The sequence below is a fragment of the Pseudomonas sp. URIL14HWK12:I12 genome, from assembly GCF_003097135.1.
In the GTDB taxonomy this organism is placed as follows: domain Bacteria; phylum Pseudomonadota; class Gammaproteobacteria; order Pseudomonadales; family Pseudomonadaceae; genus Aquipseudomonas.
Window position 1 is genome coordinate 188,620 of record NZ_QEQL01000003.1, and the last position, 26,369, is coordinate 214,988.

Below are 26,369 nucleotides of genomic sequence, written 5' to 3' on the forward strand. Positions count from 1 at the left end.
GATCTCAGTGTTAGAAAAAACAGCCTAACAGTTCGTGGGAAATCCCGTCGACTGTTCGCCCTGCGCGCGCAGGGCGGTGCAATGATCGCCGGGCCCATCATCCAGGAGCGCTGAGCGTGACCCCGATGCCCGAACCCCGCCGCTTGCCCGGCAAAACCTGGCTGTATTTCACAGCCCAGTCGATCAACCTCACCACCGCCGTGATGTCGGTGACCATGGCCGCGATGGTCGGTGCGGCGCTGGCGCCTGCCCCGGCGTTGGCCACGGTGCCCTATGGCTTTCAGTTCCTGCTGCTGATGCTGGCCACTTACCCGGCGGCGCGGCTGATGGCTCGGCTGGGGCGCAAGCGCGCCTTCATGCTGGGGTCGCTGGCGTTGGTGGTGGCAGGCTTGAGTGGTTACCAGGCGGTGCGGCTGGGCAGCTTCGCCTTACTGGTGCTCAGCCATTCGGCGCTGGGGGTGTACGTGGCCTTCGCCAATTTCAACCGCTTCGCCGCCACCGATGGGCTGCCTGCAACGCTCAAGGCGCGGGCGTTGTCGCTGGTGGTCGCCGGTGGCGTAGTGGCGGCGTTCGTGGGCCCGGCGCTCACCGGCCTGCTCAAGGACGCCGGCGGCTACCCGGCCTTCGCCTTGTGCTATGCCAGCTTCATCGTGCTGGCCGCACTGGCCTTCGCGGTGGCCTGGGCGCAGCCGCAGGTGCCGCGCCCGCCGCTGCCCGCCCGGCGCAAGGGCGGCGAGCCGCTGCCGCTTCAGGCGAAACTGGCCATGGCCATCGCTGCCCTGGGCTACGGCATCATGAACCTGCTGATGATCCAGGCCTCCCTGCACATGAACCACATGCACACCGGCTTCGATGACATTCGCAGCGCCATCCAGTGGCACGTGATCGCGATGTTTGCGCCGTCGTTCTTCACCGCGGCGCTGATCCGCCGAATCGGGCTCAAGGCGCTGTTGTGCCTTGGCCTTGTGCTGTTGGCCGGCAGTTCGGCGCTCAATCTCCTGGTGAGTGAGCACCTGGGCCTGGTGCTGGCGCTGGTGGTGCTCGGGCTAGGCTGGAATTTCACCTACGTGGGCGGCGGCGCATTGCTGGCCCAGGCACTGGGCAATACGCCCCAGGCGATGGATGGCCAGGGCAAGAATGACCTGGCCATCGCCGTCTGCGCCACGCTGGGGGCGTTTCTGCCCTCGGTGCTGATCGGGCTGGTGGGCTGGGCGGGCAGTAACCTGCTGTGCCTGGTGTTGCTGGCGGCCCTGTGGCTGGCCACTTGGCGCTTGCTGCCTGGCACGCAACGGCTCAGTACACCTGCGGTACCCGAATCTCCCCAGGCACCGGCTGGCGCACGTAGTCCTCGTGGCGCGCACGCGGGGGCAAGGTGACGGTGGGCAGCTCGACGCCCTCGTAGGGCACCTGATGCAGCAGGTGGTGGATGCAATTGAGCCGGGCGCGCTTCTTGTCGTCGGCCTCCACCACCCACCAGGGTGCTTCGGGAATGTGCGTGCGTTCGAGCATCACTTCCTTGGCCTTGGTGTAGGCCTCCCAGCGCCGGCGGGATTCCAGGTCCATGGGGCTGAGCTTCCATTGCTTGAGCGGGTTGTTGATCCGTGCGGTGAAGCGAAGCTCTTGCTCTTCGTCGGTGATCGAGAACCAATACTTGATCAGGCGGATGCCCGAGCGGGTGAGCATGCGTTCGAACTCCGGCACCGAGCGGAAGAACTCCTCGTACTGGTGGTCGTTGCAAAAGCCCATCACTTTTTCGACGCCGGCGCGGTTGTACCAGCTGCGGTCGAACAGCACGATCTCACCGGCGGCTGGCAGGTGCGCCACATAACGCTGGAAGTACCACTGGGTCTGCTCGCGGTCGTTGGGCGCCGGCAACGCAGCCACCCGGCACACCCGCGGGTTCAGGCGCTGGGTGATGCGCTTGATAACCCCACCCTTGCCCGCAGCGTCGCGGCCTTCGAAGAGGATCACGATCTTCTCCCCGGTTTTCACTACCCAGTTCTGCAATTTCACCAGCTCGCCCTGCATGCGAAACAGCTCGGCAAAGTAGTGGCGGCGCTTCATGCGCTCGGGGTCATGGGAAAGGTCGGCGCTGAAGAATTCGTCGAGCTGGAAGTGATCGTCGCCCAATTCCAGCTCCAGTTCTTCGTCGAAGTGGTCCAGGGTGTCCTGGTGCAGGCGGGCGTGCTGTTGATTGTTCGAATCCATGATCCGTACCTCGGGAGGGGGGCGTTAGGGCGAGCCTAAGCGCGCCTTGTGACTAATCGGTGTCGGTACGTTTTCGAAACGCCAGGCGGCCGGCCAGCAGTGTGAAGCTGGCCACGATCACCACCAGAATCCAGAAGCCATGGGGTGAGCCCGAGAGCGGAATGCCCCCGACGTTCATGCCGAAAAACCCAGCCACTATATTTATGGGCAGCGCCAGCACCGTGACCAAGGTCAGGGTGAACAGGGTTCGGTTGGTCTGCTCGTTCTGCAGGGCGGTGATTTCCTCCTGGATCAACTTGATGCGCTCCAGCAGCGCCGCCAGGTCATGGATTACCCGCGAAAACTCCTCGGTCTGCGAGCGCAGGGCCTGCACCTCTTCTTCGCCGAACCAGCGCGGCGGCCGGTTGAGCAGGCGCATCAGCGAATTGGGCTCCAGCGCCAGCAGCCGTTGCATGCGCACCAGTGTTCGGCGCACGCCGCTGAGCTCGGCGCGGTTGTAGGTCAGGCGCTGGGAGAGCAGCTGGTCTTCGATGCGGTCCACGTTCAGGTGCGTGTCGCGGATCATCTGGGTGAGGATCTCGGCCTGGTCGTCGATCAGGTGCTCCAGCAGCTCCAGCGGCGAGTCGAAGGTTTCGCCGCGCTTGACCGCAAACCGCAGGCGGTCGGCCGAGCGCAGGGGTTGCAGGCGCACGCTGACCAGCATGTTCTCGCGCACGCACAGCCACAGGGTGGCGATGTCCGAGGAGGGCTCGCCGAACCGGAACACCACATCGTTCACCACGGCGGTCAAGGCCCCCTCCACGTGCTCCAGCCGCGTGGAGCGCGAGCCTTCGCTGAGGGTTTCGAAAAAGTATTCGGGCAGGTCCAGGTGCTGCAGCATCCAGCGCTTGCACCCGGCGTGCGCCATGTTCAGGTGAACCCAGATGAACTCATCGCCCACGGGCAGGTTTTGCACGGCGTGCAGGGTGGCCTGGGCGTCCATCTCATCGCCGGCCAGGCCAGCACGGAAACGAAAGCCGCAGATCAGGCCATAGGGGTCGGCATCGGCTGCCTTGGGCGCGAGGGTCGTTTGCATGATGGCTAAATATCACCAGCCTGTGACAGTGACGTGACAGCGCTAAGAGGTATATTCGATACGGAAATAAACAAATGAATAAATATGATTTATAGATATAAAAATCTGTTGCTAAGGTGAGCGCCACTCAGTCACGCAAGGTGGAGCAAGCGATGTTGGTCGTAGCCGTAGGGGGCAGCCCCAGTGCGCGTTCACGTTCCGGCGTGTTGCTGGAGCAGGCAAGCCAAGGGCTGCAGGCGCGAGGGGTAGAAGTCGCAACGTTTCAGGTGCGCGAATTCGACCCTGTCGACCTGCTGCATGCCCGCTTCAACAGTGCCTCGGTGCTGCAATGGCAGGACGCCGTGGAGCGGGCCGATGGGTTGATCGTCTCCACCCCTGTTTACAAGGCCTCGTTCAGCGGGGCGCTGAAGACGCTGCTCGACCTGCTGCCGGAGCGAGCCCTGGAGCACAAGGTGGTGTTGCCCTTGGCCACCGGCGGCAGCATCGCCCACATGTTGGCGGTGGATTACGCACTCAAGCCGGTGTTGGCCGCGCTCAAGGCACAGGAGGTGCTGCACGGCATCTTTGCCGATGACAGCCAGATCGCCTACGGCCAAGGGAGCGCGGCGCCGCAGCTGGCCGATGTGCTCGTGCAGCGCCTGGAAAGCGCCCTCGACACGTTTTCAAGCGCGCTGGCGCGCCGGCCTCGGCCGGTAGCGCCGGGTGTGCTCAATGACCGTTTGCTCAGGTCGCATTTCAGCATCTGAGCCTTTTTATATCGCCACACCCTTCTGACCCGATCACGGGAAGCAGGCGCCGGCAGCCCGATCAGTATCAGGAGAGCGCAATGCGCACATTCTTCATACGTCAGGGGCTGGTCGCACTGTTTGCCGCGACCGTTTCCCTGGCATCCGCTTCGTTTGCATACGCCGACACCCTGCGTATCGGTTATCAGAAATACGGCACCCTGGTGCTGCTCAAGGCCCGTGGCACGCTGGAAAAAAAGCTCGCCGAGCAAGGCGTGCAGGTGCAATGGACCGAGTTCCCCGGCGGCCCGCAGTTGCTCGAAGGCTTGAACGTGGGCTCGATCGACTTCGGCGTGACGGGTGAAACACCGCCGGTATTCGCCCAGGCCGCCGGTGCAGATTTGCAATACGTAGCCTACGAGCCGCCGGCGCCCAAAAGCGAAGCGATCCTGGTGCCCAAGGCGTCTGCCATCCAGTCGCTGGCCGACCTCAAGGGCAAGAAGATTGCCCTGAACAAAGGCTCCAACGTGCACTACCTGCTGGTGCAAGCCTTGGCCAAAGCCGGCATCGCCTACAACGAAATCACACCGGTGTACCTGCCGCCTGCCGATGCCCGCGCAGCCTTCGAGCGTGGCAGCGTCGACGCCTGGGTGATCTGGGACCCCTACCAGGCCGCCGCCGAGCAGCAGCTTCAGGTGCGCACCCTGCAAGATGGCACCGGCCTTGTGGATAACCACCAGTTCTACCTGGCGGCGCGCCCTTACGCCAAGGATCACCCCAAGGTGATCGAAACGGTGGTTGAGCAGGTGCGCGAGGTGGGCCAATGGGCTTCAGGCAACCCACAGCAGGTGACCGATCAGGTCGCGCCGCTGTTGGGCCTGCCAGCCCCCATCACCCTCACTTCGGTGAAACGTCAGGGCTTCGGCGCAGGGTTCATCACCCCGGAAGTGACCCAGGCCCAGCAGAAGATCGCCGATGCCTTTTACGCCCTCAAGCTGATTCCCAAACCCTTGACCATCAAGGACGTGATCTGGACGCCCCCCGCCAACGTGGCGGCTGCCCAATAAGCGTGCCCTCAAAGGAGACCACTTCATGAGCCTCAATATTTTCTGGTTCCTGCCCACTCACGGCGACGGCCATTACCTGGGCACCGCCGAAGGCGCCCGGGCCGTTGACCACGGCTACCTCACCCAGATCGCCCAGGCTGCTGACCGGCTGGGCTTCGGCGGGGTGCTGATCCCTACCGGCCGCTCCTGCGAAGATTCCTGGTTGGTGGCTGCCTCGCTGATCCCGGTGACCCAGCGGCTGAAATTCCTGGTAGCGCTGCGCCCGGGCATCATCTCGCCCACGGTCGCCGCACGCCAGGCGGCCACCCTCGACCGCCTCTCAAATGGGCGCGCGCTGTTCAACCTGGTCACCGGCGGCGACCCGGCGGAGCTCGAAGGCGACGGCCTGTTCCTTACCCACGAAGAGCGCTACGAAGCCTCGGTGGAGTTCACCCGCATCTGGCGCCGCGTACTCGAAGGCGAGGTGGTTGACTACGACGGCAAGCACCTTCAGGTCAAAGGCGCCAAGTTGCTCTACCCGGCGATTCAGAAGCCCCGCCCGCCGCTGTATTTCGGCGGCTCTTCAGACGCCGCCCAAGACCTGGCCGCCGAGCAGGTCGAGCTGTACCTCACCTGGGGCGAGCCCCCGGCCGCCGTGGCCGAGAAGATCGCCCAGGTGCGTGAAAAGGCCGCCCGGCAAGGCCGCACAGTGCGCTTTGGCATTCGCCTGCACGTGATCGTGCGAGAAACCACCGAAGAGGCGTGGAAAGCCGCCGACCGGCTGATCGAGAACCTTGACGACGACACCATTGCCCGCGCTCAGGCGTCCTTCGCCAAGTTCGACTCCGTGGGCCAGCAGCGCATGGCCGCCCTGCATGGCGGCAAGCGCGATAACCTGGAAGTGGCCCCCAACCTCTGGGCCGGTGTAGGCCTGGTGCGTGGCGGCGCCGGCACCGCGCTGGTGGGCGATGGCCCGACCGTGGCCGCGCGGGTCAAAGAGTACGCAGCCCTGGGCATCGACACCTTCATCTTCTCCGGCTACCCACACCTGGAAGAGTCGTACCGCGTGGCCGAGCTGCTGTTCCCGCACCTGGACATCGCCCGCCCCGAGCAGCCGGCCAGTGCCGGTTACATCAGCCCGTTCGGGGAGATGGTCGCCAACGACATTCTGCCCAAAGCGGCCTCGCAGAGCTGAGGGGGCGAGCATGAGCGCAACGAAGCGAACGCTCGAACGCCTGGCACCCTGGGCCCTGCCGGTGCTGCTGCTGGCCGCCTGGCAGGGCGCGGTGGCGGCTGGCTGGTTGTCCACGCGCATCCTGCCAGCGCCCAGCGCAGTGGTAGAGGCCGGGGTGCAGTTGGTGCGCAGTGGCGAGATCTGGACGCACCTGGCCATCAGCGGTTGGCGTGCGGGTATCGGTTTCCTGATCGGCGGGGGCATTGGCCTGGTACTGGGGTTGATCTCGGGGCTTTCCGACTGGGGCGAGCGGTTCCTCGACACCTCGGTGCAGATGATCCGCAACGTGCCGCACCTGGCGCTGATCCCGCTGGTGATCCTGTGGTTCGGCATCGACGAGTCGGCAAAGATTTTCCTGGTGGCGTTGGGGACCTTGTTCCCGATTTACCTGAACACCTATCACGGCATCCGCAATGTCGACCCGGCGTTGGTGGAGATGGCGCGCAGTTACGGGCTGTCAGGCCTGTCGCTGTTCTGGCAGGTGATTCTGCCGGGCGCCTTGCCGTCGATCCTGGTCGGTGTGCGGTTCGCCCTGGGCCTGATGTGGCTGACGTTGATCGTGGCCGAGACCATTTCGGCCAGCTCAGGTATCGGTTACCTGGCGATGAATGCCCGGGAATTCCTGCAGACCGACGTCGTGGTGCTGGCCATCGTGCTCTATGCCGTGCTCGGCAAGTTGGCTGACCTGGCCGCCCGCGGCCTGGAGCGAGCCTGGCTGCGCTGGCACCCGGCGTACCAGCCCAAGCGAGGTGCCGCATGACCGCTTTCAACCAATCCCGGCCCGTGCGCGGGGCCGACCTGCGCATCGAGCAGGTGAGCAAGGCGTTCGGTGCGCGGCAGGTATTGCACGGCATCGACCTGAACATCCCGGCGGGCCAGTTCGTGGCGGTGGTGGGGCGCAGTGGCTGCGGCAAGAGCACCCTGCTGCGCCTGCTGGCGGGCCTCGACAAACCTAGCGGCGGGCGCCTGCTGGCAGGCGAGCAGAACCTCGAGGCGGCCCGTGAAGACACCCGGCTGATGTTCCAGGACTCGCGCCTGCTGCCCTGGAAACGGGTGATCGACAACGTCGGCCTGGGCCTGAAGGGCGACTGGCGACCCAAGGCGCTGCAAGCCCTGGAAGCCGTCGGCCTGGGCGAGCGCGCCCATGAGTGGCCAGCGGCGCTCTCGGGCGGGCAGAAGCAGCGGGTGGCGCTGGCCCGGGCGCTGATCCACCAGCCGCGCCTGCTGCTGCTCGATGAGCCACTCGGTGCGCTGGACGCCCTGACCCGTATCGACATGCAGCAACTGATCGAGCGGCTATGGCAGCAACACGGCTTCACGGTGCTGCTGGTGACCCACGATGTGGCCGAGGCAGTGGCCGTGGCTGATCGGGTGATCCTCATCGAAGACGGCCACGTGGGCCTGGACCTGGCGGTCGACCTGCCGCGCCCTCGCCCTCGCGGCTCCGCTGCCCTGGCGGCCCTGGAGGCCGAAGTGCTGGCCCGTGTACTGCAACTGCCCGGCGAAGAGCCTGTGGCCGAACCCGCAACCCCCTTGCCCACGCAACTACGCTGGGCCTATTGAACCTTCGTTCCTATCAGGAGTTTTGCCATGACCATCAAGGCCATCAACGTTCGCAACCAGTTCAAGGGCACCGTGAAGGAAATCATCGAAGGGCCGGTGCTGTCGGAAATCGACGTGCAAACCGCTTCGGGCATCGTCACTTCGGTGATCACCACGCGCTCTGTGCGTGAGCTGGAGCTGGGGGTGGGCAGCGAGGTGATCGCGTTCGTCAAATCCACCGAGGTGTCGATCGCCAAGTTGTGAAGCTCACAGCCCCTGGGGCTGCCTGGCCAGGTACGGCGGCAGGTAAAGCCCCAGGTAGGCGTCGAACACCCGCAGCCCTTCCTCAGCCAACCTCGGCGTGATCGCGCCGTGCAGCTGCATTGACCGGGCATAGACCCGGTCGCCCAATTCCATCGCCAGGGCAAATACGTCCACGTCTTCCGGCAGCGCCGGCAGCACGAAATACCGCCCGAACACCTGGCGTACCAGTTGCCCCAGCTCGGTGTCGTGTTGGCGATCGGCCTGCGTCACCTCACTGAGCCCATGCTGCGCCAGAATCAGTTGCCGCGCCGCAGGGTCAGCCTGGTAAACCGCCAGCATCCGCTGCTCCAGCGTTTTGGAAAGGTCACGCCAGGTGCTGGCCTCGGCCAGCTCCACGGGCGCCTGCAAACTTGCCCGAAAGGCAGCATGCACGTCCTGGGTGAGCGCGTGCAGCAGTGCCGGGACGCCGGCGAAGAAGTGATACACCGATGAGGGCGGGATGCCTGCGTGCTCAGCCACGCCATGAATGGAGAGGTTGGCCGCACCGTCGCTCGCCAGCAATTGGCGGGCTGCGTCGAGGATGGCGCCAATGCGCGCCTGGCTGGTCGCGCGAGGTTTGCGGGGGGAGGGCATGTGGGCGTCCGGTGCGTCCGTCGCCCGGCGAGCCGGCCGCCCACATGGGCAAAATCGTGGGAGGCCGGTTCACCGGGCGACGGGGGAATTGCAGTTGCGCGCAGCTTACACCGTATGCAGATACCAGTTGTACTCAAGGTCCGAAATCGAGTGCTCGAACTCTTCCAGCTCGCTTTCCTTGCAGGCCACGAAGATGTCGATGTATTTCGGGTCGATGTAGCGGGCCATGATCTCGCTGTCGTCCAGCGCGCGCAGGGCGTCTCGCAGGTTGTTCGGCAGGCTCGGCTCGGTCTGCTCGTAGGCATTGCCTTCCAGCGGCTCACCAGGCTCGCACTGGTTGGTCAGGCCGTGGTGGATGCCCGCCAGCACCGAGGCCATCACCAGGTACGGGTTGGCGTCGGCCCCGGCCACGCGATGCTCCAGGCGCACGGCATCGGCAGAGCCGGTCGGCACCCGCAGCGCCACGGTGCGGTTGTCCAGGCCCCAGGTGGGGGAGTTGGGCACGTAGAACTGCGCGCCGAAGCGGCGATAGGAGTTCACGTTGGGGCAAAGAAACGCCATCGAGGCGGGCAGGGTCTCGAGCACACCGCCCACTGCATGGCGCAATGCGGCGTTCTGCTCGGGATCCTCACTGGTGAAGATGTTTTTGCCGGCCTTGTCCAGGATCGAGATGTGCACGTGCAGGCCATTACCTGCCTGGCCCGGGTAGGGCTTGGCCATGAAGGTGGTGTCCATTTCATGGTCATAGGCGATGTTCTTGATCAGCCGCTTGAGCAACACCGCGTAGTCGCACGCCTTGAGCGCGTCTGCCACGTGGTGCAGGTTGACCTCGAACTGCGCCGGGGCGCTCTCCTTGACGATGGCGTCGGCCGGGATGCGCTGCTCCTTGGCGCCTTCGAGAATGTCCTGGAGGCAATCGACGTATTCATCGAGGTCGTCGATCAGGTACACCTGGGTCGATTGCGGGCGCTTGCCGGAAATGGGCGAGCGCGGCGGTTGCGGCCGGCCGTTCACGTTCTCCTGGTCGATCAGGTAGAACTCAAGCTCGAACGCAGCGCAGATGGTCAGCCCCATGTCGTCGAACTTCTTCACCACCTGGCGCAGCACTTCGCGCGGGTCGGCGAAAAACGGCTCGCCCTCCAGCTCGTGCATCGTCATCAGCAGCTGCGCGGTAGGGCGCTTCTGCCAGGGCTCGTTGCTCAGGGTATTGGGGATGGGGTAGCAGATGCGATCGGCGTCGCCGATGTCCAGGCCAAGGCCGGTGCTTTCGACGGTGGAGCCGTTGATGTCGAGAGCAAAGAGGGAGGCGGGCAGGTTGATGCCCTTTTCGTACACCTTATGAAGGCTGGTGCGTTCTATGCGCTTGCCGCGCACTACACCATTCATATCCGCTATCAGAAGGTCGACGTATAGAACCTCAGGGTGTTCCTTGAGGAACGCGTTCGCTTCATTGAGCTGAACGGCACGCGGGGGTACCGACATGATGCAACACCTTTTGTTAAAAATCTCAATCAATGACTGACAGCCAACTCAGTCAATCCGAAACCCGCGTGCAAGTCAAGGCGGGCAGTTCGTGCTTCCATTCATGGCAAAAAGGCGTCTTGCGGGCCAAAATGGAGCATTTTCGCGCTAAATAATAATTCAGCTTTTACAACCAAAACGTGGGCGTAGAAAATTATTTACGGCCAGTTGTGTAATAAATTGAACAGCGCTAAGCTCGATGCATCCCACAACAGCAAAAACAACGGGGACTTTCATGGCACGCCGGCACCTTGGTGGCTCTAGCACCGCGCCTGCAACGCGCCCGGCAGTGGCTCGAAGCCCACTGGCCCGGCTGGCAGATATTCTTGACGCCACCGGCGCCTACCTGAAGCGTGCCACAGTCTTGGCTGTTCATCAAAGTTACCAGCAGCCCTGGGGCGATCTTTCACTGCGTCGCAATTATCCTCTGCCCAAACCTGCCCGCTTACGGTTCAATGCATTCGTTGTGCCGGTGCAGCCTTGCCATGCCACAACTTTAGCGCCTGTTCTGCAGGCTCGCCCCGCTGCTGGGGCAACCCCTTGCCACATAGCCTTCTGAGGTCTTTATGAGCAGCAACCTCGACCAGCTCACCGATTGGTTGAAAAAACACAAGATCACCGAAGTGGAGTGCCTGATCAGCGACCTGACCGGCATTACCCGCGGCAAGATCTCGCCCACCAACAAGTTCATCGCCGAAAAAGGCATGCGCCTGCCCGAGAGCGTGCTGCTGCAAACGGTGACCGGCGATTATGTGGAAGACGAGATCTACTACGAGCTGCTCGACCCGGCCGACATCGACATGTTCTGCCGCCCTGACGAGAATGCGGTGTTCTCGGTGCCTTGGGCCATCGAGCCGACCGCCCAGGTGATCCACGACACCTACGACAAACAGGGCAACCCCATCGAGCTGTCGCCGCGCAACGTCCTCAAGCGTGTGCTCAAGCTTTATACCGACCGCGGCTGGCAGCCGATCGTGGCGCCGGAGATGGAGTTCTACCTCACCAAGCGCAGCGACGACCCCGACTACCCGCTGCAGCCCCCGATCGGCCGCTCCGGGCGCCCAGAGACCGGCCGCCAGTCGTTCTCGATCGAGGCCGCCAACGAATTCGACCCGCTGTTCGAGGATGTGTACGACTGGTGCGAGGCGCAGAACCTCGACCTCGACACGCTGATCCACGAAGACGGCACCGCGCAGATGGAGATCAACTTCCGCCACGGCGATGCCCTGCACCTGGCCGACCAGATCCTGGTGTTCAAGCGCACCATGCGCGAGGCGGCGCTCAAGCACAATGTGGCCGCCACCTTCATGGCCAAGCCCATGACCGGTGAGCCGGGCAGCGCCATGCACCTGCACCAGAGCATCGTCGACATCCAGACCGGCAAGAACATCTTCTCCAACGAAGACGGCACCATGAGCCAGCTGTTTCTGAACCACGTGGGCGGCCTGCAGAAATTCATCCCCGAGGCGCTGCCGCTGTTCGCACCGAACGTGAACTCCTTCCGCCGCTTCCTGCCCGACACTTCGGCGCCGGTGAACGTGGAGTGGGGCGTGGAGAACCGCACCGTGGGCCTGCGGGTGCCGGATGCGACGCCGCAGAACCGCCGTGTGGAAAACCGCCTGCCCGGTGCCGACGCCAACCCCTACCTGGCGATCGCCGCCAGCCTGCTGTGCGGCTTCATCGGCATGGTCGAAGGCATCAACCCCAGCGCGCCGGTACACGGGCGTGGCTATGAGCGCCGCAACCTGCGCCTGCCGCTAACCATCGAGGATGCGCTGGAGCGCATGGAAAACTGCCGCACCCTGGAGAAGTACCTAGGCAAGAAATTCATCGTCGGCTTCGTGGCGGTGAAACGTGCAGAGAACGAAAACTTCAAACGAGTGATCAGTTCCTGGGAACGGGAGTTCCTGCTGTTCGCGGTCTGATCGAGCCCGGCGCGCAGGCGCTGGGGAACAGGAGAGAGCAATGAGCGACAACGCAGCGCAAACCCAAGCCTGGCAAGCCCTGAGCGGTGAGCACCACCTGGCGCCCTTCAGCGACTACCAGCAGCTCAAGCAGAAGGGCCCGCGCATCATCACCAAGGCCCAGGGCGTGCACCTGTGGGACAGCGAAGGCCGGCAGATCCTCGACGGCATGGCGGGCCTGTGGTGCGTGGCGGTCGGTTATGGCCGAGAGGAACTGGTGCAGGCCGCTGCCCGGCAGATGCGCGAGTTGCCCTATTACAACCTGTTCTTCCAGACCGCCCACCCGCCGGCGCTGGAGCTGGCCAAGGCGATTACCGACGTTGCCCCGGCGGGGATGAGCCACGTGTTCTTCACCGGCTCCGGCTCCGAAGGCAACGACACGGTGCTGCGCCTGGTTCGCCACTACTGGGCGCTCAAGGGCAAGCCGAGCAAGAAAACCCTGATCAGCCGCGTCAACGGCTATCACGGCTCCACCGTTGCAGGTGCCAGCCTGGGTGGCATGACTTACATGCATGAACAGGGCGACCTGCCGATCCCGGGCATTGCGCACATCCCCCAGCCGTACTGGTTTGGCGAAGGCGGCCACATGAGCCCGGACGCGTTCGGCGTATGGGCCGCCGAGCAGTTGGAAAAGAAAATTCTGGAGCTTGGCGAAGAGAACGTCGCAGCGTTCATCGCCGAGCCGATCCAGGGCGCCGGGGGCGTGATCATCCCGCCGGACAGCTACTGGCCGAAGATCAAGGAAGTGCTCGCCCGCTACGAGATTCTGTTCGTGGCCGACGAAGTGATCTGCGGTTTTGGCCGCACCGGCGAGTGGTTCGGCAGCGACTACTACGGCCTCAAGCCTGACCTGATGACCATCGCCAAGGGCCTGACCTCAGGCTACGTGCCGATGGGCGGGGTCATCGTGCGAGATGAAGTGGTGAAGGTGATCGAGCAGGGCGGCGACTTCAACCACGGCTTCACCTACTCCGGGCACCCGGTTGCGGCGGCGGTGGGGCTGGAAAACCTGCGCATCCTTCGTGAAGAAAGCATCATCGAACGGGTGCGAAGCGAAACGGCACCGTATTTGCAAAGCCGCTTGCGCGAACTTCAGAGCCACCCGTTGGTGGGTGAGGTTCGTGGCCTGGGCATGCTTGGCGCAATCGAGCTGGTACGCGACAAGTCGTCTCGCGCCCGCTATGAAGGGCGCGGTGCGGGCATGCTGTGCCGGCAGTTCTGTTTCGACAACGGCCTGATCATGCGGGCGGTGGGCGACACCATGATCATCGCCCCGCCGTTGGTGATCAGCCGCGCCGAAATCGATGAGCTGGTGAGCAAGGCGCACAAATGTCTGGACCTGACTCTTAATGCGTTGCAGGGCTAGATGCTAGGCTGTGCGGCGGCGCGGGGGCAGTGCCTCGCGCCCCTACAGCACGCCCGTTGGCAGGGCCGCGCACCGAAGGATGAATTGGCTTAAACACTATTTGGAGCATCAAGCATGAAGAAGCTGGGCAAATCGCTGCTGGCCATGGCGCTGATGGGAGCGATGGCGGGTGCCGCGCACGCTGACGACAAGGTTCTGCACGTTTATAACTGGTCTGATTACATCGCCCCGGACACCGTCAAGAAGTTCGAAGAGGCCAACCCCGGCGTCAAGGTCGTCTACGACGTCTATGACAGCAACGAGACCCTCGAAGCCAAGATGCTCGCTGGCCACTCCGGCTATGACATCGTGGTGCCGTCGAACAACTTCCTGGCCAAGCAGATCAAGGCCGGCGTGTACGAGACCCTCGACAAGTCCAAGCTGCCCAACTGGAAAAACCTCAACGCCGGGCAACTCAAGGCCGTAGGTGACGCCAGCGACAAAGACAACGCCCACGCCTTCCCCTACATGTGGGGCTCGATCGGCATCGGCTACAACCCCGAGAAGGTCAAGGCGGCACTGGGCGTCGACAAGATCGACTCCTGGGACGTGCTGTTCAAGCCCGAGAACATCGCCAAGCTCAAGAGCTGCGGCGTAAGCTTCCTCGATTCGCCGACCGAGATGATGCCGGTGGCGCTGCATTACCTGGGCCTGAAGACCGACACCCAGAGCAAGGACGATATCAAGAAAGCTGAAGATCTCTACCTCAAGATCCGCCCGAGCATCGCCTACTTCCACTCCTCCAAGTACATCTCTGACCTGGCCAACGGCAACATCTGCGTAGCGGTCGGCTACTCGGGCGACGTCTACCAGGCCAAGTCCCGTGCCGAAGAGGCCGGTGGCAAGGTCAAGGTCGCGTATACCATTCCGAAAGAAGGCGCTGGCAGTTTCTACGACATGCTGGCCATTCCCAAGGACGCCGAGAACAAAGAGCTGGCCTACAAATGGATGAACTTCATCCTCCAGCCTGAAGTGATGGCCGAGATCACCAACGCCGTGCGCTTCCCCAACATCAACGACGCCGCAACGCCCCTGGTCGACAAGGACATCACCTCCGACCCAGGCGTTTACCCGCCTGCCGATGTGAAGGCCAAGCTGTATGCGATCGCCGACCTGCCACAGCCGACGCTGCGCGAATTGACCCGCAGCTGGACCAAGATCAAATCGGGCAAATAAGCCCGTGCCGAGCACAGGTGGCGGCGCTTGCGCCGTTGCCTGTTGCACTGAAACGAAATTTTTTTTTGCTGGGCAGGTTCATCACAGGTAAGTTGCGCGCCGGTTTTGGATTCGCTGGCCGGGCCGCTGCCATCCGGAAAATACATCGCGGGGGAACTGCACTTGTCTAAATCTTTGTTCTTGAAGGCCCTGGCACTGGGCGCTGGCCTGTTGGCGGGCACCACCGTGCAAGCCGCGGGCGAGGTCCACATCTACAACTGGTCCGACTATATCGGCGAGAACACCCTGGCCGAGTTCCAGAAGGCGACGGGCATCAAGCCGGTCTACGACGTGTTCGACTCCAATGAAACCCTCGAAGGCAAGCTGCTGGCAGGGCGCACCGGTTATGACGTTGTGGTGCCCTCCAACCACTTCCTGGGCAAGCAGATCAAGGCCGGTGCGTTCCAGAAGCTCGACCGTGCGCAACTGCCGAACTGGAAGAACCTCGACCCCGAGCTGATGAAACGGCTCGAAGCGAACGACCCGGGGAACCAGTACGCCGTGCCGTATCTGTGGGGCACCAACGGCATCGGGTACAACGTCGAGAAGGTCAAGGCCGCGTTGGGCACTGACAAGATCGACTCCTGGGCCGTGCTCTTCGAGCCGGAAAACCTCAAGAAACTCAGCAAGTGCGGCGTGGCGTTTCTCGACTCGCCCGATGAGATGATGCCGGCAGTGCTCAATTACCTGGGGCTCGACCCCAACAGCACCAACCCGGACGACTACAAGAAGGCCGAAGCCAAGCTGCTCAAGGTTCGGCCTTATGTGACCTATTTCCACTCCTCCAAATACATTTCCGACCTCGCCAACGGCAACATCTGTGTGGCCGCCGGCTTCTCGGGTGATGTGTTCCAGGCCCGCAACCGCGCCGAGGAAGCCAAGAACGGCGTGAAAGTGGCCTACGCAGTGCCCAAGGAAGGCGGCAACCTCTGGTTCGACATGCTGGCGATTCCCAAAGACGCCGAGAACGTCAAGCAGGCCCACGCCTTCATCAACTTCCTGTTGCAACCGGAGGTGATTGCCGAGGTCAGCGATGCGGTGGGCTACGCCAACCCCAACCCGCAGGCCAAGGCCGACATGGACCAGAAGGTCGCCACCGACCCGTCGGTGTACCCGCCGCAGGACGTGCTGGCCAAGGCTTATGTGAGCCATGAGCTGCCACCGAACATTCAACGCCTGATGACCCGTTCCTGGACGCGGATCAAGTCGGGCAAATAAAACCAGTGGCCCGCCTGTGCAGCGGGCCACCTGAACCATTGATGGGAGTGTCGTTAATGGCCGTTGCCTCCAGCGCCTACAAAAAAGCCCTCGAAGGCAGCCAGCAGCCCAAGCAGGTGCTGGTGAAAATCGATCGGGTCACGAAGAAATTCGACGAGACGGTCGCCGTGGACGATGTGTCCCTGGAAATCAACAAGGGCGAGATTTTCGCGTTGCTGGGCGGCTCCGGCTCCGGCAAATCGACCTTGCTGCGCATGCTCGCCGGCTTCGAGCGGCCCACCGAGGGCCGTATCTTTCTCGATGGCCAGGACATCACCGACCTGCCGCCCTACGAGCGGCCGATCAACATGATGTTCCAGTCCTATGCCTTGTTCCCGCACATGACCGTGGCGCAGAACATTGCCTTCGGCCTGAAGCAGGACAAGATGCCCGCCGCTGAGATCGATGCCCGCGTGGCCGAGATGCTCAAGCTCGTGCACATGAGCCAGTACGCCAAGCGCAAGCCCCACCAGCTCTCCGGTGGCCAGCGCCAGCGGGTTGCACTGGCCCGCTCCCTGGCCAAGCGCCCCAAATTGCTGCTGCTCGACGAGCCAATGGGCGCGCTCGACAAGAAGCTGCGCTCGCAGATGCAGCTGGAGCTGGTGGAGATCATCGAGCGTGTGGGCGTGACGTGCGTGATGGTGACCCACGATCAGGAAGAGGCCATGACCATGGCCCAGCGCATTGCGATCATGCACCTGGGCTGGATCGCCCAGATCGGCAGCCCCGTGGACATCTACGAAACCCCCACCAGCCGGCTGGTGTGCGAGTTCATCGGCAACGTCAACCTGTTCGACGGCGACGTGGTCGAGGACATGGAAGGCTACGCGCTGATTTCCACCCCTGAGCTGGAGCGGCCAATCTACGTAGGCCACGGCGTGAGCACCGCCGCCGAGGACAAGCGCGTGACCTACGCCCTGCGCCCGGAAAAACTGCTGGTGACCACCGAGCAGCCCCAGACCGAGTACAACTGGGCACGGGGCAAGGTCCATGACATCGCCTACCTGGGCGGCCACTCGGTGTTCCATGTCGAGCTTGCCAGCGGCAAGATCGTGCAGAGCTTCGTGGCCAATGCCGAGCGCCGCGGCGCGCGGCCGACCTGGGACGACGAAGTGTTCGTGTGGTGGGAAGACGACAGCGGGGTGGTGCTGCGGTCATGAAAGCGCGAAAAGTGAAGCGGTTCCTCAATCGTTGGGTGCCCGGCGGCCGCCAGGTCGTGATCGGCATCCCCTTCATCTGGCTGTTCCTGTTCTTCATGCTGCCGTTCTTCATCGTGTTGAAGATCAGCTTCGCCGAAGCGGACGTGGCCATCCCCCCCTATACCTCGCTGGTAGAGTTCGCCGAAGAGAAGATCAACATCGCGCTGAACCTGGCCAACTACCTGCTGTTGGGCGATGACGACCTGTACTTCGCCGCTTACTTCGGCTCGCTGAAGATGGCGTTTTTCAGCACCTTGATGTGCCTGCTCATCGGTTACCCGATGGCCTATGCCATCTCGGTCGCCAAGAAAGAGAGCCAGACCGTGTTGTTGCTGCTGATCATGATGCCGACCTGGACGGCGATCCTGATCCGCGTGTATGCCTGGATGGGCATCCTTAGCAACAACGGCTTGCTCAATGGCTTCTTGCAGTACATGGGCCTGATCGACCAGCCGCTGCAGATCCTCAACAGCAATACGGCGGTGTACATCGGCCTGGTGTATTCGTATCTGCCGTTCATGATCCTGCCGCTGTTCGCCAACCTGGTCAAACACGACCAAACCCTGCTCGAGGCCGCATCCGACCTGGGCTCGAGCCGGTTCAACAGCTTCTGGAAAATCACCGTGCCGCTGTCGAAGAACGGCATCATCGCCGGCTGCATGCTGGTGTTCATCCCGGTGGTGGGCGAGTTCGTCATCCCGGAACTGCTCGGGGGGCCTGAGACGCTGATGATCGGCAAAGTGCTTTGGCAAGAGTTCTTCAACAACCGCGACTGGCCGGTTGCCTCGGCGCTGGCGGTGGTGATGCTGGGGATCCTGATCATCCCGATCGTGCTGTTCAACCGCAGCCAGGCACGTGAGATGGAGGGCCGGGCATGAAACAGGGCGTTCGTTTCTCCAGCGTGATGCTGTGGCTGGGCCTGATCTTCATCTACGCGCCGATGGTCATCCTGGTGATCTACTCGTTCAACGCTTCGCGGCTGGTAACGGTGTGGGGCGGTTGGTCGGTGAGCTGGTACGTGAGCCTGCTGGATAATGGCCAGCTCATCTCGGCGGTGTTCCGCTCGTTGGAAATCGCCGTGTACACGGCGGTCTCGGCGGTGGTGTTGGGTACCATGGCCGCGTTCGTGCTCACCCGCGTTTCGCGCTTCAAGGGCCGCACCCTGTTCGGTGGCCTGGTGACCGCGCCGCTGGTGATGCCCGAGGTGATCACGGGCCTGTCGCTGCTGTTGCTGTTCGTGGCCATGGCCCAAGCCATCGGCTGGCCGGCCGAGCGCGGCATCACCACCATCTGGATTGCCCACACCACCTTCTGCACCTCCTACGTGGCGGTGGTGGTGTCGGCCAGGCTGCGTGAGCTGGACCTCTCCATCGAGGAGGCGGCCATGGACCTGGGCGCTCGGCCTCTGAAAGTGTTTCTGCTGATCACCATCCCGATGATCGCACCGTCGCTGGCAGCGGGGGGCATGATGTCGTTCGCGCTGTCACTGGACGACCTGGTGCTGGCCAGCTTCGTTTCCGGCCCCGGCTCGACCACGTTGCCGATGGAGGTGTTCTCGCAGGTGCGCCTGGGCGTGAAGCCTGAGATCAACGCCATCGCCAGCCTGATTCTGCTGGTGGTGTCGCTGTTTACCTTCCTGGTGTGGTTCTTCACGCGCCGGGCCGAGGAAGCGCGGCGCAAGGCGGTTCAGGCTGCGATCGAGGAGGCGGCTGCGGCCAATGCCTCCAGCACGGCACACGCCGGCACCCTGGCTCGCCCCTAGGCCTTGCCAGCACGGCCCGTGTGGCAGAACATGCCCTCACGTTCTGCCACACGGGCCGTTTTCATGTCTGCGATCTTTCAGCCCGATGCCCTGCGCCAGAGCCTCGGGGCGTTGGCCAAGGGCGATGCATTGTCGCGCCATGGGCTGGCTTACCAACGCTACTACGGCCTGGCCCTCGAAGGCTGCGAAACACGCCTGGGCGTGTTCGAGGCGGCGGGCTTTCAACTGGTGGCTCAGCTGTGGAGCCCAGCCCGGCCACGCGGCACGTTGATCCTGCTGCACGGCTATTACGACCACATGGGCCTGTACCGTCATGTGATCGACTGGGCGTTGGGCCTGGGGTTGGCAGTGCTAGGGTGCGATTTGCCAGGCCATGGCCTGTCCAGCGGCGAGCGAGCCAGCATCCGGGATTTTGCCCACTACCAGGCAATGCTCGATGGCCTTTTGCAAGAGGCGCATGCCAATGCTTTGCCTAAACCCTGGCACTTGCTTGGGCAGAGCACGGGCGGGGCGATCGCGGTCGATCACTTGCTCAACCGCCCCGACAGCCCGGTCGACGGGCAGGCCATCCTGCTCGCGCCGCTGGTGCGCCCGCGCGCGTGGGGCTGGTCGCAGTTGAGCTATCACGCCCTGCGACCTTTCGTGGGCAGCATCGCCCGGCGCTTCAGTGAAAACACCAACGACCCAACTTTCTTGCCGTTTCTGGAGGCCGACCCATTGCAACCGCGCCGGCTGCCTACGGCTTGGGTAGGGGCATTGGCCAAGTGGGTGCGGCACATCGAGCGCTCGCCGGGCAGTGGGCGTAGCCCGCTCATCGTTCAAGGCGAGCAGGACATGACCGTCGACTGGCGGCACAACCTCAAGGTGCTGGAGAGTAAATTCACCGGGCCCAGGCTACTGCGCCTGCCCGCAGCACGGCATCACCTGGCCAATGAACTGCCGGAGCTGCGCCGGGAGTACTTCGACTACCTGGCGGGCTACCTTGCCTGAGTCGCCTACGGCGCGGGCTGGCCTACTGCCAACCCCGCCTTCACCGCTGCCAGCGCGGCCTGGTAATAAGCCTTACCCTCCGCTGACTCGGCGAAGCTGACGAACTCTTCCAGCTCCGGGTCTGACAAGTCGCGGTACACGTACAGCAACGTGTTGTCCATGTCGTTGCCGATCTGCTGCATCAGCCGGGCGCGCTGGCTGTCGAGCAGGTTCTGGCTCGAGCCGCCGCCGAGCAACCCCGGGATCATCGAGCTGAGGCTGTCAGCGGCGACCCCGGCGATGGCCAGGCTCACTTCGGCACCGGCCTCCCGCGCCGGCAGGGCGCGGGCCAGGTGGCCAATCAACAATTGGCGAGTGTCGGAGGCCTGCATGTGCGGCAGGCCGCCTGCGTTTTTCGCCAACTGATCCGGGCGAGTAGCCAGCAGCTCTGCGCTGACGATCTTGCGGCCTAGCGGGCCCTGGAAGAAGCCCAGTGCCGGCTGCGGGTTGCCCAGTGCCTGGCGCAGGCGATTCTCGGCGCGTTGGTCCATCGCCTGTGCGCTGAAGCGCTGGTTGCTGTTATTGACCAAGGCCTGAAAAACCGCAGGCGGCAGGCTGTTCTGGTAACGCTGCTGGGCCGCTTTGAGCGCCGCGTTGAAGTGGGCGCGCTGGTCAGGCCAGCCGGCAGCCTTGTACAACTGATCGTAGGCATCGGCCCAGGCCGGCAGGGCGCAGCAGATCAGCAGGGTGAAAAGAAGGCGACGCATGAAGGACTCCTGTCGGCAGGCCGCTATTGTCCGTGGGCTGAACAACTTTTGTCGAGAGACGCGCGATGCGCGTGCGCATTTGCGAGCAAACACCACTGTTGCTTTGCGTGCCGTGAGCTACTATGCGCGCCATGCATACTTCCTTCGATGACACCCTGGCGCAACGCATCGTCGACGACCTGGCCGAGCATGGCTGGTCGCGGCAAGACTGCTGTGTGCCTGACCTTCTGACCGCTGCGCTGGCGCAGGAGTGCCGTCGGCGTGCAGCCGTGGGCGAACTGGCGCCTGCAGCGGTGGGCCGTGGCGACGCGCAGGAGGTCCGGGAAAGCATCCGAGGCGACCTCACCCAATGGATCGACCCCGGCGAGGCGCCATGCACCGACCGGTACCTGGCGTTGATGGATACCCTGCGAGAGGCGCTCAACCGTGGTTTGTTTCTGGGCCTTGAAGACTTCGAGTGCCACTTCGCGCTGTATCCGGCGGGGGCGTTCTACAAGCGGCATCTTGACCGCTTTCGTGACGACGACCGGCGCATGGTATCGGCGGTGTTGTACCTGAACCCCAACTGGGACGAGGGTGATGGCGGTGAGCTGCGCCTGTATTTCAAGGATGGCAGCACCCTGGACGTCCCGCCGCGTGGCGGTTGCCTGGTGGTGTTTCTGTCGGGGGAGCTGCCGCACGAGGTGCTGCCCACGGGCTGCGAGCGGCTGTCGTTGACGGGGTGGTTCAGGCGGCGGGGGAATGAGCCTTTCTAACGACTGTGCCCGGCAGCCGGCCCTGTGGGCCGGCCCGCCGGGTGTGAGGCTTAGAACAGTACGCGGCTGCGGATGGTGCCCTTGATGTGCTGCAGCTTCTCCTGCGCCAGGTCCGAGTACTCGGCGTCAACGTCGATGACGACATAACCGACGCTTTCATTGGTTTGCAGGAACTGGCCGGAGATGTTGATGCCGTTCTCGGCGAACACCTTGTTGATTTCGCTGAGCACGCCCGGGATGTTCTGGTGAATGTGCAGCAGGCGGTGCTTGCCCGGGTGCGCTGGCAGGGCGACTTCGGGGAAGTTGACCGACGACACCGAAGTGCCGTTGTCGCTGTACTTGACCAGTTTCTCCGCCACTTCCAGCCCGATATTGGCCTGAGCCTCGGCGGTGGAGCCACCGATGTGCGGGGTCAGGATGACGTTGTCCAGGCCGCGCAGCGGGCTTTCGAAGGTCTCGTCGTTGGAGCGAGGCTCGACCGGGAACACGTCGATGGCTGCGCCGATCAGGTGCTTGGCCTTGATCGCTTCGGCCAGGGCCTCGAGGCGAACCACAGTGCCGCGTGCAGCGTTGATCAGGATGCTGCCTTTTTTCATCGCGGCGATTTCGGCTTCACCGATCATCCACTGGGTGGAGGGCAGTTCAGGCACGTGCAGCGAGACGATGTCGGCCAGGCCCAGCAGTTCCTTGAGGGTGGGCACCTGGTTGGCGTTGCCCAGCGGCAGCTTGGTCAGCGGGTCGTAGAAATACACCTGCATGCCCAGGCTTTCAGCCAGCACCGACAGTTGAGTGCCGATCGAACCGTAACCGACGATGCCCAGCTTCTTGCCCCGGATCTCGAAGGAGTTCGCGGCGCTCTTGATCCAGCCGCCACGGTGGCAGGAGGCGTTCTTCTCCGGAATGCCGCGCAGCAACAGGATGGCCTGGCCCAGCACCAGCTCGGCGACCGAACGGGTGTTGGAATAGGGGGCGTTGAAGACCACGATGCCACGCTCGCGGGCCGCATTCAGGTCAACCTGGTTGGTGCCGATGCAGAAGCAGCCGACGGCGATCAGCTTCTTGGCGCAGTCGAACACCTCGGCAGTAAGCTGGGTGCGGGAGCGGATGCCGATGAAATGGGCATCGGCGATCTTTTCCTTGAGCTGGGCCTCGGGAAGGGAGCCAGTGAGGTACTCGATGTTGGAGTAACCGGCCGCCTTCAGCGTATCGACGGCGTTTTGGTGAACTCCTTCGAGGAGAAGGAACTTGATCTTGCTCTTGTCGAGAGAAGTCTTGCTCATCTGCTTTAAACCTGCGCTCCGGAGAGTAAAGTAGCGTTATGAAGGGCCGGCCAGAGGCGCTGCAGCCTGCGTGGCGGGCGCCTATGCTAGCATAGCTGCGACATTTATCGGCCAGTACGCGACGTGAAGGCTGTTCATCTGGACGATGAACAAATCACGTGGAAGGCTTGTGCCGGCATCCCTACAACGAGTGGAGTGGCTCATGAGTTACCAGCATCAATACGTCGATGGCACGCGCATCCATTTCCCGCTTGGCAAGGTGGTGTGCATCGGCCGCAACTACGCCGAACACGCCAAGGAGTTGAACAACCCGGTGCCCAGCGAGCCGCTGCTGTTCATCAAGCCGGGCAGTTGCGTGGTGCCGGCCGACGGCGGGTTCAAGATCCCGCAGGGCCGTGGCTCGGTTCACTATGAAACGGAAATCGCCGTCCTTCTCGGCAAGCCGCTGTCCACTGCGCCGAGCGAAGAAGAGGTGCTTGACGCCATTTCCGGCTTCGCGCCAGCCTTGGACCTCACCTTGCGCGATGTTCAGTCCCGCCTCAAGGAAAAAGGGCTGCCCTGGGAACTGGCCAAGTCGTTCGACGGTGCGTGTGTGCTGTCGCCGTTCGTGGCAGCGAGCGAGTTCACCGACTTCACCTCCATCCCGGTTCGCCTGACGCTCAATGGCGAACTGCGCCAGGACGGCAGCAGCGCGATGATGCTCAACCCCATCGTGCCGATGATCCAGTACATGGCGGCACACTTCAGCCTGCAGGCCGGTGACGTGATCCTTACGGGTACGCCGGCGGGCGTTGGCGAGCTGGCGGCCGGCGATGAGCTGGTGATGGAGTTGCCAGGCTCGGTGCGCGTCGAAACCCGCGTGCTCGAATAACGGGTGGCTTGACCGTTTTTTCACATTGCACCCGGATAATGCGCCGCTTCGCCTAGCGTTATCCGGTCCCGCCATGCCCGAACAGAGCTTCAGCACAATGCCCAGAATCTTCACGCCTAAGCGCAATCGCTGGTTGCTCGGGCTGCTGCTGGTGCTACTGGCAAGCTACGCAGTGGCGGTGGTGCTTCACTGGGACGACCGGCTGCGCTGGTCGTTGGCCGAATGGGCTACACCCGCCAAGGAGCGAGCCAACGCTGTTTGGCTGCCCGCCTACAGGGCCGACATCGATGCCAAGCCTATGCCAGGCCTGGAAACCGACGAAGCTTCGGACCTCTCCTACGACCCTTCGAGCAAAACCCTCTATAGCGTAATGGGCAAGCACCCGTTCCTGGTGCAGTTGAGCCTGGAGGGGGAGGTGCTGCGCAAGATCGAACTGGTGGGTTGGGCGAACCCTGAAGGTGTGGCGGTACTCGAAGATGGCCATATCGCTATTACCGACGAGCGCAGCCAGCTGCTGACCATCGTCACCGCGCCGCCGGGCGTCACGTCCCTGAACATCAAGGACTTTCCACAATTCCCGCTGGGCAAGGCACGTGAAAAGAACAAAGGCACCGAGGCGGTGGCCTGGGATGCCCAGGGCCAACGCGTGCTGTTCGGTCAGGAGCGGCCGGCTTTCCTTGAGAGCTGGCGCAGCAATGGCACTACGTTGCTGGGGCAGCCGATGACGCTGGCCGGCGGCCCCCTCGACCTTCGGAACCTTTCAGGGATGGACGTCGACCGCCGCACCGGGCACCTGCTACTGGTCTCGGCTGATTCGCACCTGATTCTGGAAACCGATTCGGCCGGCAAACCGGTCAGTTACATGACGCTGCTAGGGCATTTCAACGGCCTGGGCCAAACCATCCCGCGTGCTGAAGGGGTGGCCACCGACGAGCAGGGCACCTTGTACGTCATCAGCGAGCCCAACCTGTTCTACCGCTTCAAGCATTGATCTGAAACTGCCCTCCCGTTAAGGGCAAATTCAACGAGTTGTGCTCAAATTCCGGCCTTTTCCGACTGAGGCCTTCTAATGGCGCGCCTGGCTGTATCTTTCCGTTGGCTTGCACCCCTGCTGCTGCTTCTGCTGATTGCGCTGGCCGCTACCGGCCAGTATCTGCGCTGGTTCGAACGTGGCTGGTTCAACCTGGTGCATTGGTGGGCGCCGGCCGAGCACTCGCTGGGCTTGGCGCAATACCGCTCGGTGATCGAGGGTAAGCCACTGGTAGGTGTACCGTCGGATGTGTCGGCGCTGACCTATCACACCGAACGCAAGACGCTGTTCACCATCACCAACAAGCTGCCGGAAGTGATCGAGCTCTCACTGCAGGGCGAGGTGCTGCGGCGCATTCGGGTCGAAGGCATTGCCGACCCGGAAGCCATCGAATACATCGCTGGCGATACTTTCGTAGTGACCGATGAGCGCGAACAGCAACTGGTGCGGATCGACGTTACAGAGGGCACCGCAGTCATCGATGCCAGCAACGCCCCGCGCTTGAGCCTGGGGTTGGGCCGCAATGGCAACAAGGGGTTCGAGGGGTTGGCCTACGACCGGCAGGGCCAGCGACTGTACGTGGCCAAGGAACGCGACCCGATGCGGATTTTCGAAGTGGAAGGGTTCGCCGAGCCGGGCCTGGCTGGCAGCGTGAACATTCAGGAAGCGCCCAAGCGGGATGCCCGGCTGTTCGTGCGCGACTTGTCGAGTTTGCAGTTCGACGAGGCCACCGGCCATCTGTTGGCGCTGTCGGATGAGTCGAGGCTGGTGCTGGAGATAAACACCGCGGGCGAGGTGGTGGGCACGCTGGCTCTGCACGGCGGTGCTTCAGGCCTGGCCCGCGCGGTTCCCCAGGCGGAGGGGATGGCCTTGGACGAGCAGGGCACCCTTTACCTGGTCAGCGAGCCGAACCTGTTCTACGTATTCAGGAAGCCTTCAGCGCCTTGACGCCTTCGGCGGTGCCGAGCAGCAGCAGATCGGCAGGGCGTGCGGCGAACAGGCCATTGGTGACTACGCCGACAATGGCATTGATGTCCCGCTCCAGCGCCACCGGGTCGGTGATGCTCATGTTGTGCACATCGAGGATGATATTGCCGTTGTCGGTCACCACGCCTTCCCGGTACACCGGGTCGCCGCCCAGTTTTACCAGCTGGCGCGCTACGTGGCTTCGGGCCATTGGAATCACCTCTACCGGTAGCGGGAAGGCGCCCAGTACCGGCACCAGCTTGCTGGCGTCGGCGATGCAGATGAACGTGCTCGCCACGGCAGCGACGATCTTCTCGCGGGTCAGGGCTGCGCCACCGCCCTTGATCAGGTTGAGCCGCTCGTCGCTTTCATCGGCGCCATCGACGTAAAACTCAAGATCGCCCACCGCATTGAGCTCGTACACAGGAATGCCGTGCCCTTTCAGGCGTGCGGCGGTGGCCTCGGAGCTGGCCACGGCGCCGTCGAAAGCGCCTTTGTGCTGGGCCAGGGCATCGATGAAGCAGTTCGCGGTGGAGCCTGTGCCTACGCCGACGACGCTCTTGTCGGTGAGCTTGGGCAGGATGAAGTCCACGGCGGCCTGGGCCACGGCCTGTTTGAGCTGGTCTTGGGTCATGATGCGGGTGTCGTGTGGTGCGAAAGGGCGCGCATTATAACAGCCGC

26 protein-coding genes are annotated in these 26,369 nt (G+C 63.3%); 19 read left to right on the top strand and 7 right to left on the bottom strand.

The genetic code is table 11. The annotated features are described in order from the left end of the window. Positions 1 to 125 precede the first annotated feature (125 nt). Positions 126 to 1,376 carry an MFS transporter gene (locus F474_RS10980; protein WP_116562245.1) on the top strand — a complete coding sequence of 417 codons (1,251 nt, stop codon included), beginning with the start codon at positions 126 to 128 and terminating at the stop codon, positions 1,374 to 1,376. Here F474_RS10980 and ppk2 read toward each other — a convergent pair. Together ppk2 and F474_RS10990 are read right to left on the bottom strand one after the other, a co-directional pair. Further along, positions 1,294 to 2,208 (bottom strand): polyphosphate kinase 2, encoded by a 915-nt coding sequence (gene ppk2 / locus F474_RS10985; RefSeq protein ID WP_097084430.1) that lies wholly within the window; start codon positions 2,206 to 2,208, stop codon positions 1,294 to 1,296. The genes F474_RS10980 and ppk2 overlap by 83 nt on opposite strands. A gap of 52 nt (positions 2,209 to 2,260) precedes the next feature. Beyond that, positions 2,261 to 3,283, bottom strand: a complete 1,023-nt coding sequence (locus tag F474_RS10990; RefSeq protein WP_097084431.1) for a transporter — start codon at positions 3,281 to 3,283, stop codon at positions 2,261 to 2,263. Between the two features lie 152 nt (positions 3,284 to 3,435). Here F474_RS10990 and ssuE point away from each other — a divergent pair, with 152 nt between their 5' ends. The 6 genes from ssuE to F474_RS11020 all read left to right on the top strand — a co-directional run bounded on the left by ssuE (position 3,436) and on the right by F474_RS11020 (position 8,094). After that, positions 3,436 to 4,029, top strand: coding sequence for an NADPH-dependent FMN reductase (ssuE, locus tag F474_RS10995; RefSeq protein WP_097084432.1), 594 nt, complete (start codon positions 3,436 to 3,438; stop codon positions 4,027 to 4,029). A gap of 80 nt (positions 4,030 to 4,109) precedes the next feature. Beyond that, the gene (locus F474_RS11000) at positions 4,110 to 5,075 is read left to right on the top strand and encodes a sulfonate ABC transporter substrate-binding protein (protein WP_097084433.1); all 966 of its coding nucleotides are present in this window, start codon (positions 4,110 to 4,112) and stop codon (positions 5,073 to 5,075) included. A gap of 25 nt (positions 5,076 to 5,100) precedes the next feature. Beyond that, a complete protein-coding gene (gene ssuD, locus F474_RS11005) occupies positions 5,101 to 6,249 on the top strand; it encodes an FMNH2-dependent alkanesulfonate monooxygenase (protein ID WP_097084434.1) in 1,149 nt (382 codons plus the stop codon). Positions 6,250 to 6,259: 10 nt separating this feature from the next. Then, positions 6,260 to 7,048, top strand: a complete 789-nt coding sequence (gene ssuC / locus F474_RS11010) for an aliphatic sulfonate ABC transporter permease SsuC (RefSeq protein ID WP_097084435.1) — start codon at positions 6,260 to 6,262, stop codon at positions 7,046 to 7,048. Then, positions 7,045 to 7,851, top strand: a complete 807-nt coding sequence (gene ssuB / locus F474_RS11015) for an aliphatic sulfonates ABC transporter ATP-binding protein (protein WP_097084436.1) — start codon at positions 7,045 to 7,047, stop codon at positions 7,849 to 7,851. The genes ssuC and ssuB overlap by 4 nt, the downstream gene beginning before the upstream one ends. 27 nt (positions 7,852 to 7,878) lie before the next feature. Beyond that, positions 7,879 to 8,094, top strand: coding sequence for a molybdopterin-binding protein (locus tag F474_RS11020; protein ID WP_097084437.1), 216 nt, complete (start codon positions 7,879 to 7,881; stop codon positions 8,092 to 8,094). Between the two features lie 3 nt (positions 8,095 to 8,097). On the opposite strand, the gene F474_RS11025 is transcribed toward F474_RS11020, so the two are convergent. Together F474_RS11025 and F474_RS11030 are read right to left on the bottom strand one after the other, a co-directional pair. Then, positions 8,098 to 8,727, bottom strand: coding sequence for a TetR/AcrR family transcriptional regulator (locus tag F474_RS11025; RefSeq protein WP_097084438.1), 630 nt, complete (start codon positions 8,725 to 8,727; stop codon positions 8,098 to 8,100). 105 nt (positions 8,728 to 8,832) lie between these two features. Continuing rightward, positions 8,833 to 10,209 (bottom strand): glutamine synthetase family protein, encoded by a 1,377-nt coding sequence (locus tag F474_RS11030; RefSeq protein ID WP_097084439.1) that lies wholly within the window; start codon positions 10,207 to 10,209, stop codon positions 8,833 to 8,835. 605 nt (positions 10,210 to 10,814) lie between these two features. Here F474_RS11030 and F474_RS11035 point away from each other — a divergent pair. The 8 genes from F474_RS11035 to F474_RS11070 all read left to right on the top strand — a co-directional run bounded on the left by F474_RS11035 (position 10,815) and on the right by F474_RS11070 (position 20,040). Beyond that, positions 10,815 to 12,173: a glutamine synthetase family protein gene (locus tag F474_RS11035; RefSeq protein ID WP_097084440.1), complete on the top strand. Its 1,359-nt coding sequence runs from the start codon at positions 10,815 to 10,817 to the stop codon at positions 12,171 to 12,173. A gap of 40 nt (positions 12,174 to 12,213) precedes the next feature. Next, entirely contained in the window at positions 12,214 to 13,578 is a 1,365-nt protein-coding gene (locus tag F474_RS11040) for an aspartate aminotransferase family protein (protein ID WP_097084441.1), read from the top strand. Positions 13,579 to 13,692: 114 nt separating this feature from the next. Then, complete coding sequence (locus F474_RS11045) at positions 13,693 to 14,793, top strand: polyamine ABC transporter substrate-binding protein (RefSeq protein ID WP_097084442.1); 1,101 nt, start codon at positions 13,693 to 13,695, stop codon at positions 14,791 to 14,793. A 162-nt stretch (positions 14,794 to 14,955) separates the two neighbouring features. After that, positions 14,956 to 16,050: a polyamine ABC transporter substrate-binding protein gene (locus F474_RS11050; RefSeq protein ID WP_097084775.1), complete on the top strand. Its 1,095-nt coding sequence runs from the start codon at positions 14,956 to 14,958 to the stop codon at positions 16,048 to 16,050. 56 nt (positions 16,051 to 16,106) lie between these two features. Then, positions 16,107 to 17,249, top strand: a complete 1,143-nt coding sequence (potA, locus tag F474_RS11055; RefSeq protein ID WP_097084443.1) for a polyamine ABC transporter ATP-binding protein — start codon at positions 16,107 to 16,109, stop codon at positions 17,247 to 17,249. A 35-nt stretch (positions 17,250 to 17,284) separates the two neighbouring features. Then, positions 17,285 to 18,166, top strand: coding sequence for an ABC transporter permease subunit (locus F474_RS11060; RefSeq protein WP_256577716.1), 882 nt, complete (start codon positions 17,285 to 17,287; stop codon positions 18,164 to 18,166). Further along, positions 18,163 to 19,050, top strand: coding sequence for an ABC transporter permease subunit (locus tag F474_RS11065; RefSeq protein ID WP_097084445.1), 888 nt, complete (start codon positions 18,163 to 18,165; stop codon positions 19,048 to 19,050). The genes F474_RS11060 and F474_RS11065 overlap by 4 nt, the downstream gene beginning before the upstream one ends. Before the next feature lie 63 nt (positions 19,051 to 19,113). Then, positions 19,114 to 20,040: an alpha/beta hydrolase gene (locus tag F474_RS11070; protein ID WP_097084446.1), complete on the top strand. Its 927-nt coding sequence runs from the start codon at positions 19,114 to 19,116 to the stop codon at positions 20,038 to 20,040. A gap of 5 nt (positions 20,041 to 20,045) precedes the next feature. Here the strand turns inward: F474_RS11070 and F474_RS11075 are convergent, their stop codons facing one another. Then, positions 20,046 to 20,786, bottom strand: coding sequence for a DUF2059 domain-containing protein (locus F474_RS11075; protein WP_097084447.1), 741 nt, complete (start codon positions 20,784 to 20,786; stop codon positions 20,046 to 20,048). Positions 20,787 to 20,908: 122 nt separating this feature from the next. Between F474_RS11075 and F474_RS11080 the strand changes: the two genes are divergently transcribed. After that, positions 20,909 to 21,541: a 2OG-Fe(II) oxygenase gene (locus tag F474_RS11080; protein WP_097084448.1), complete on the top strand. Its 633-nt coding sequence runs from the start codon at positions 20,909 to 20,911 to the stop codon at positions 21,539 to 21,541. 50 nt (positions 21,542 to 21,591) lie between these two features. Here F474_RS11080 and serA read toward each other — a convergent pair whose 3' ends face one another. Next, positions 21,592 to 22,821 (bottom strand): phosphoglycerate dehydrogenase, encoded by a 1,230-nt coding sequence (gene serA / locus F474_RS11085; protein ID WP_097084449.1) that lies wholly within the window; start codon positions 22,819 to 22,821, stop codon positions 21,592 to 21,594. A 202-nt stretch (positions 22,822 to 23,023) separates the two neighbouring features. On the opposite strand from serA, the gene F474_RS11090 reads away from it, so the two are divergent. From F474_RS11090 to F474_RS11100, 3 genes are all read left to right on the top strand, one after another. Then, a complete protein-coding gene (locus F474_RS11090; protein WP_097084450.1) occupies positions 23,024 to 23,692 on the top strand; it encodes a fumarylacetoacetate hydrolase family protein in 669 nt (222 codons plus the stop codon). Positions 23,693 to 23,789: 97 nt separating this feature from the next. Continuing rightward, a complete protein-coding gene (locus F474_RS11095) occupies positions 23,790 to 24,683 on the top strand; it encodes an SdiA-regulated domain-containing protein (RefSeq protein ID WP_256577705.1) in 894 nt (297 codons plus the stop codon). 78 nt (positions 24,684 to 24,761) lie between these two features. Further along, positions 24,762 to 25,670 (top strand): SdiA-regulated domain-containing protein, encoded by a 909-nt coding sequence (locus F474_RS11100; RefSeq protein WP_097084452.1) that lies wholly within the window; start codon positions 24,762 to 24,764, stop codon positions 25,668 to 25,670. Here the strand turns inward: F474_RS11100 and rpiA are convergent. Then, a complete protein-coding gene (gene rpiA / locus F474_RS11105) occupies positions 25,648 to 26,322 on the bottom strand; it encodes a ribose-5-phosphate isomerase RpiA (RefSeq protein WP_097084453.1) in 675 nt (224 codons plus the stop codon). The two genes, F474_RS11100 and rpiA, sit on opposite strands and share 23 nt — an antisense overlap. Positions 26,323 to 26,369: the final 47 nt, after the last annotated feature.

Excerpts from the sequence above, each read along its gene's own strand:
- potA (WP_097084443.1), top strand. The coding sequence starts at position 16,107 with ATGGCCGTTGCCTCCAGCGCCTACAAAAAAGCCCTCGAAGGCAGCCAG.
- F474_RS11100 (WP_097084452.1), top strand. The coding sequence starts at position 24,762 with ATGGCGCGCCTGGCTGTATCTTTCCGTTGGCTTGCACCCCTGCTGCTG.
- F474_RS11065 (WP_097084445.1), top strand. The coding sequence starts at position 18,163 with ATGAAACAGGGCGTTCGTTTCTCCAGCGTGATGCTGTGGCTGGGCCTG.
- F474_RS11090 (WP_097084450.1), top strand. The coding sequence starts at position 23,024 with ATGAGTTACCAGCATCAATACGTCGATGGCACGCGCATCCATTTCCCG.
- rpiA (WP_097084453.1), bottom strand. The coding sequence starts at position 26,322 with ATGACCCAAGACCAGCTCAAACAGGCCGTGGCCCAGGCCGCCGTGGAC.
- ssuE (WP_097084432.1), top strand. The coding sequence starts at position 3,436 with ATGTTGGTCGTAGCCGTAGGGGGCAGCCCCAGTGCGCGTTCACGTTCC.
- F474_RS11075 (WP_097084447.1), bottom strand. The coding sequence starts at position 20,786 with ATGCGTCGCCTTCTTTTCACCCTGCTGATCTGCTGCGCCCTGCCGGCC.
- ssuB (WP_097084436.1), top strand. The coding sequence starts at position 7,045 with ATGACCGCTTTCAACCAATCCCGGCCCGTGCGCGGGGCCGACCTGCGC.
- F474_RS11030 (WP_097084439.1), bottom strand. The coding sequence starts at position 10,209 with ATGTCGGTACCCCCGCGTGCCGTTCAGCTCAATGAAGCGAACGCGTTC.
- ppk2 (WP_097084430.1), bottom strand. The coding sequence starts at position 2,208 with ATGGATTCGAACAATCAACAGCACGCCCGCCTGCACCAGGACACCCTG.
- serA (WP_097084449.1), bottom strand. The coding sequence starts at position 22,821 with ATGAGCAAGACTTCTCTCGACAAGAGCAAGATCAAGTTCCTTCTCCTC.
- F474_RS11080 (WP_097084448.1), top strand. The coding sequence starts at position 20,909 with ATGCGCGCCATGCATACTTCCTTCGATGACACCCTGGCGCAACGCATC.
- F474_RS10990 (WP_097084431.1), bottom strand. The coding sequence starts at position 3,283 with ATGCAAACGACCCTCGCGCCCAAGGCAGCCGATGCCGACCCCTATGGC.
- F474_RS11025 (WP_097084438.1), bottom strand. The coding sequence starts at position 8,727 with ATGCCCTCCCCCCGCAAACCTCGCGCGACCAGCCAGGCGCGCATTGGC.
- F474_RS11095 (WP_256577705.1), top strand. The coding sequence starts at position 23,790 with ATGCCCAGAATCTTCACGCCTAAGCGCAATCGCTGGTTGCTCGGGCTG.
- F474_RS11020 (WP_097084437.1), top strand. The coding sequence starts at position 7,879 with ATGACCATCAAGGCCATCAACGTTCGCAACCAGTTCAAGGGCACCGTG.
- ssuD (WP_097084434.1), top strand. The coding sequence starts at position 5,101 with ATGAGCCTCAATATTTTCTGGTTCCTGCCCACTCACGGCGACGGCCAT.
- F474_RS11000 (WP_097084433.1), top strand. The coding sequence starts at position 4,110 with ATGCGCACATTCTTCATACGTCAGGGGCTGGTCGCACTGTTTGCCGCG.
- F474_RS11035 (WP_097084440.1), top strand. The coding sequence starts at position 10,815 with ATGAGCAGCAACCTCGACCAGCTCACCGATTGGTTGAAAAAACACAAG.
- F474_RS11045 (WP_097084442.1), top strand. The coding sequence starts at position 13,693 with ATGAAGAAGCTGGGCAAATCGCTGCTGGCCATGGCGCTGATGGGAGCG.
- ssuC (WP_097084435.1), top strand. The coding sequence starts at position 6,260 with ATGAGCGCAACGAAGCGAACGCTCGAACGCCTGGCACCCTGGGCCCTG.
- F474_RS11070 (WP_097084446.1), top strand. The coding sequence starts at position 19,114 with ATGTCTGCGATCTTTCAGCCCGATGCCCTGCGCCAGAGCCTCGGGGCG.
- F474_RS10980 (WP_116562245.1), top strand. The coding sequence starts at position 126 with ATGCCCGAACCCCGCCGCTTGCCCGGCAAAACCTGGCTGTATTTCACA.
- F474_RS11040 (WP_097084441.1), top strand. The coding sequence starts at position 12,214 with ATGAGCGACAACGCAGCGCAAACCCAAGCCTGGCAAGCCCTGAGCGGT.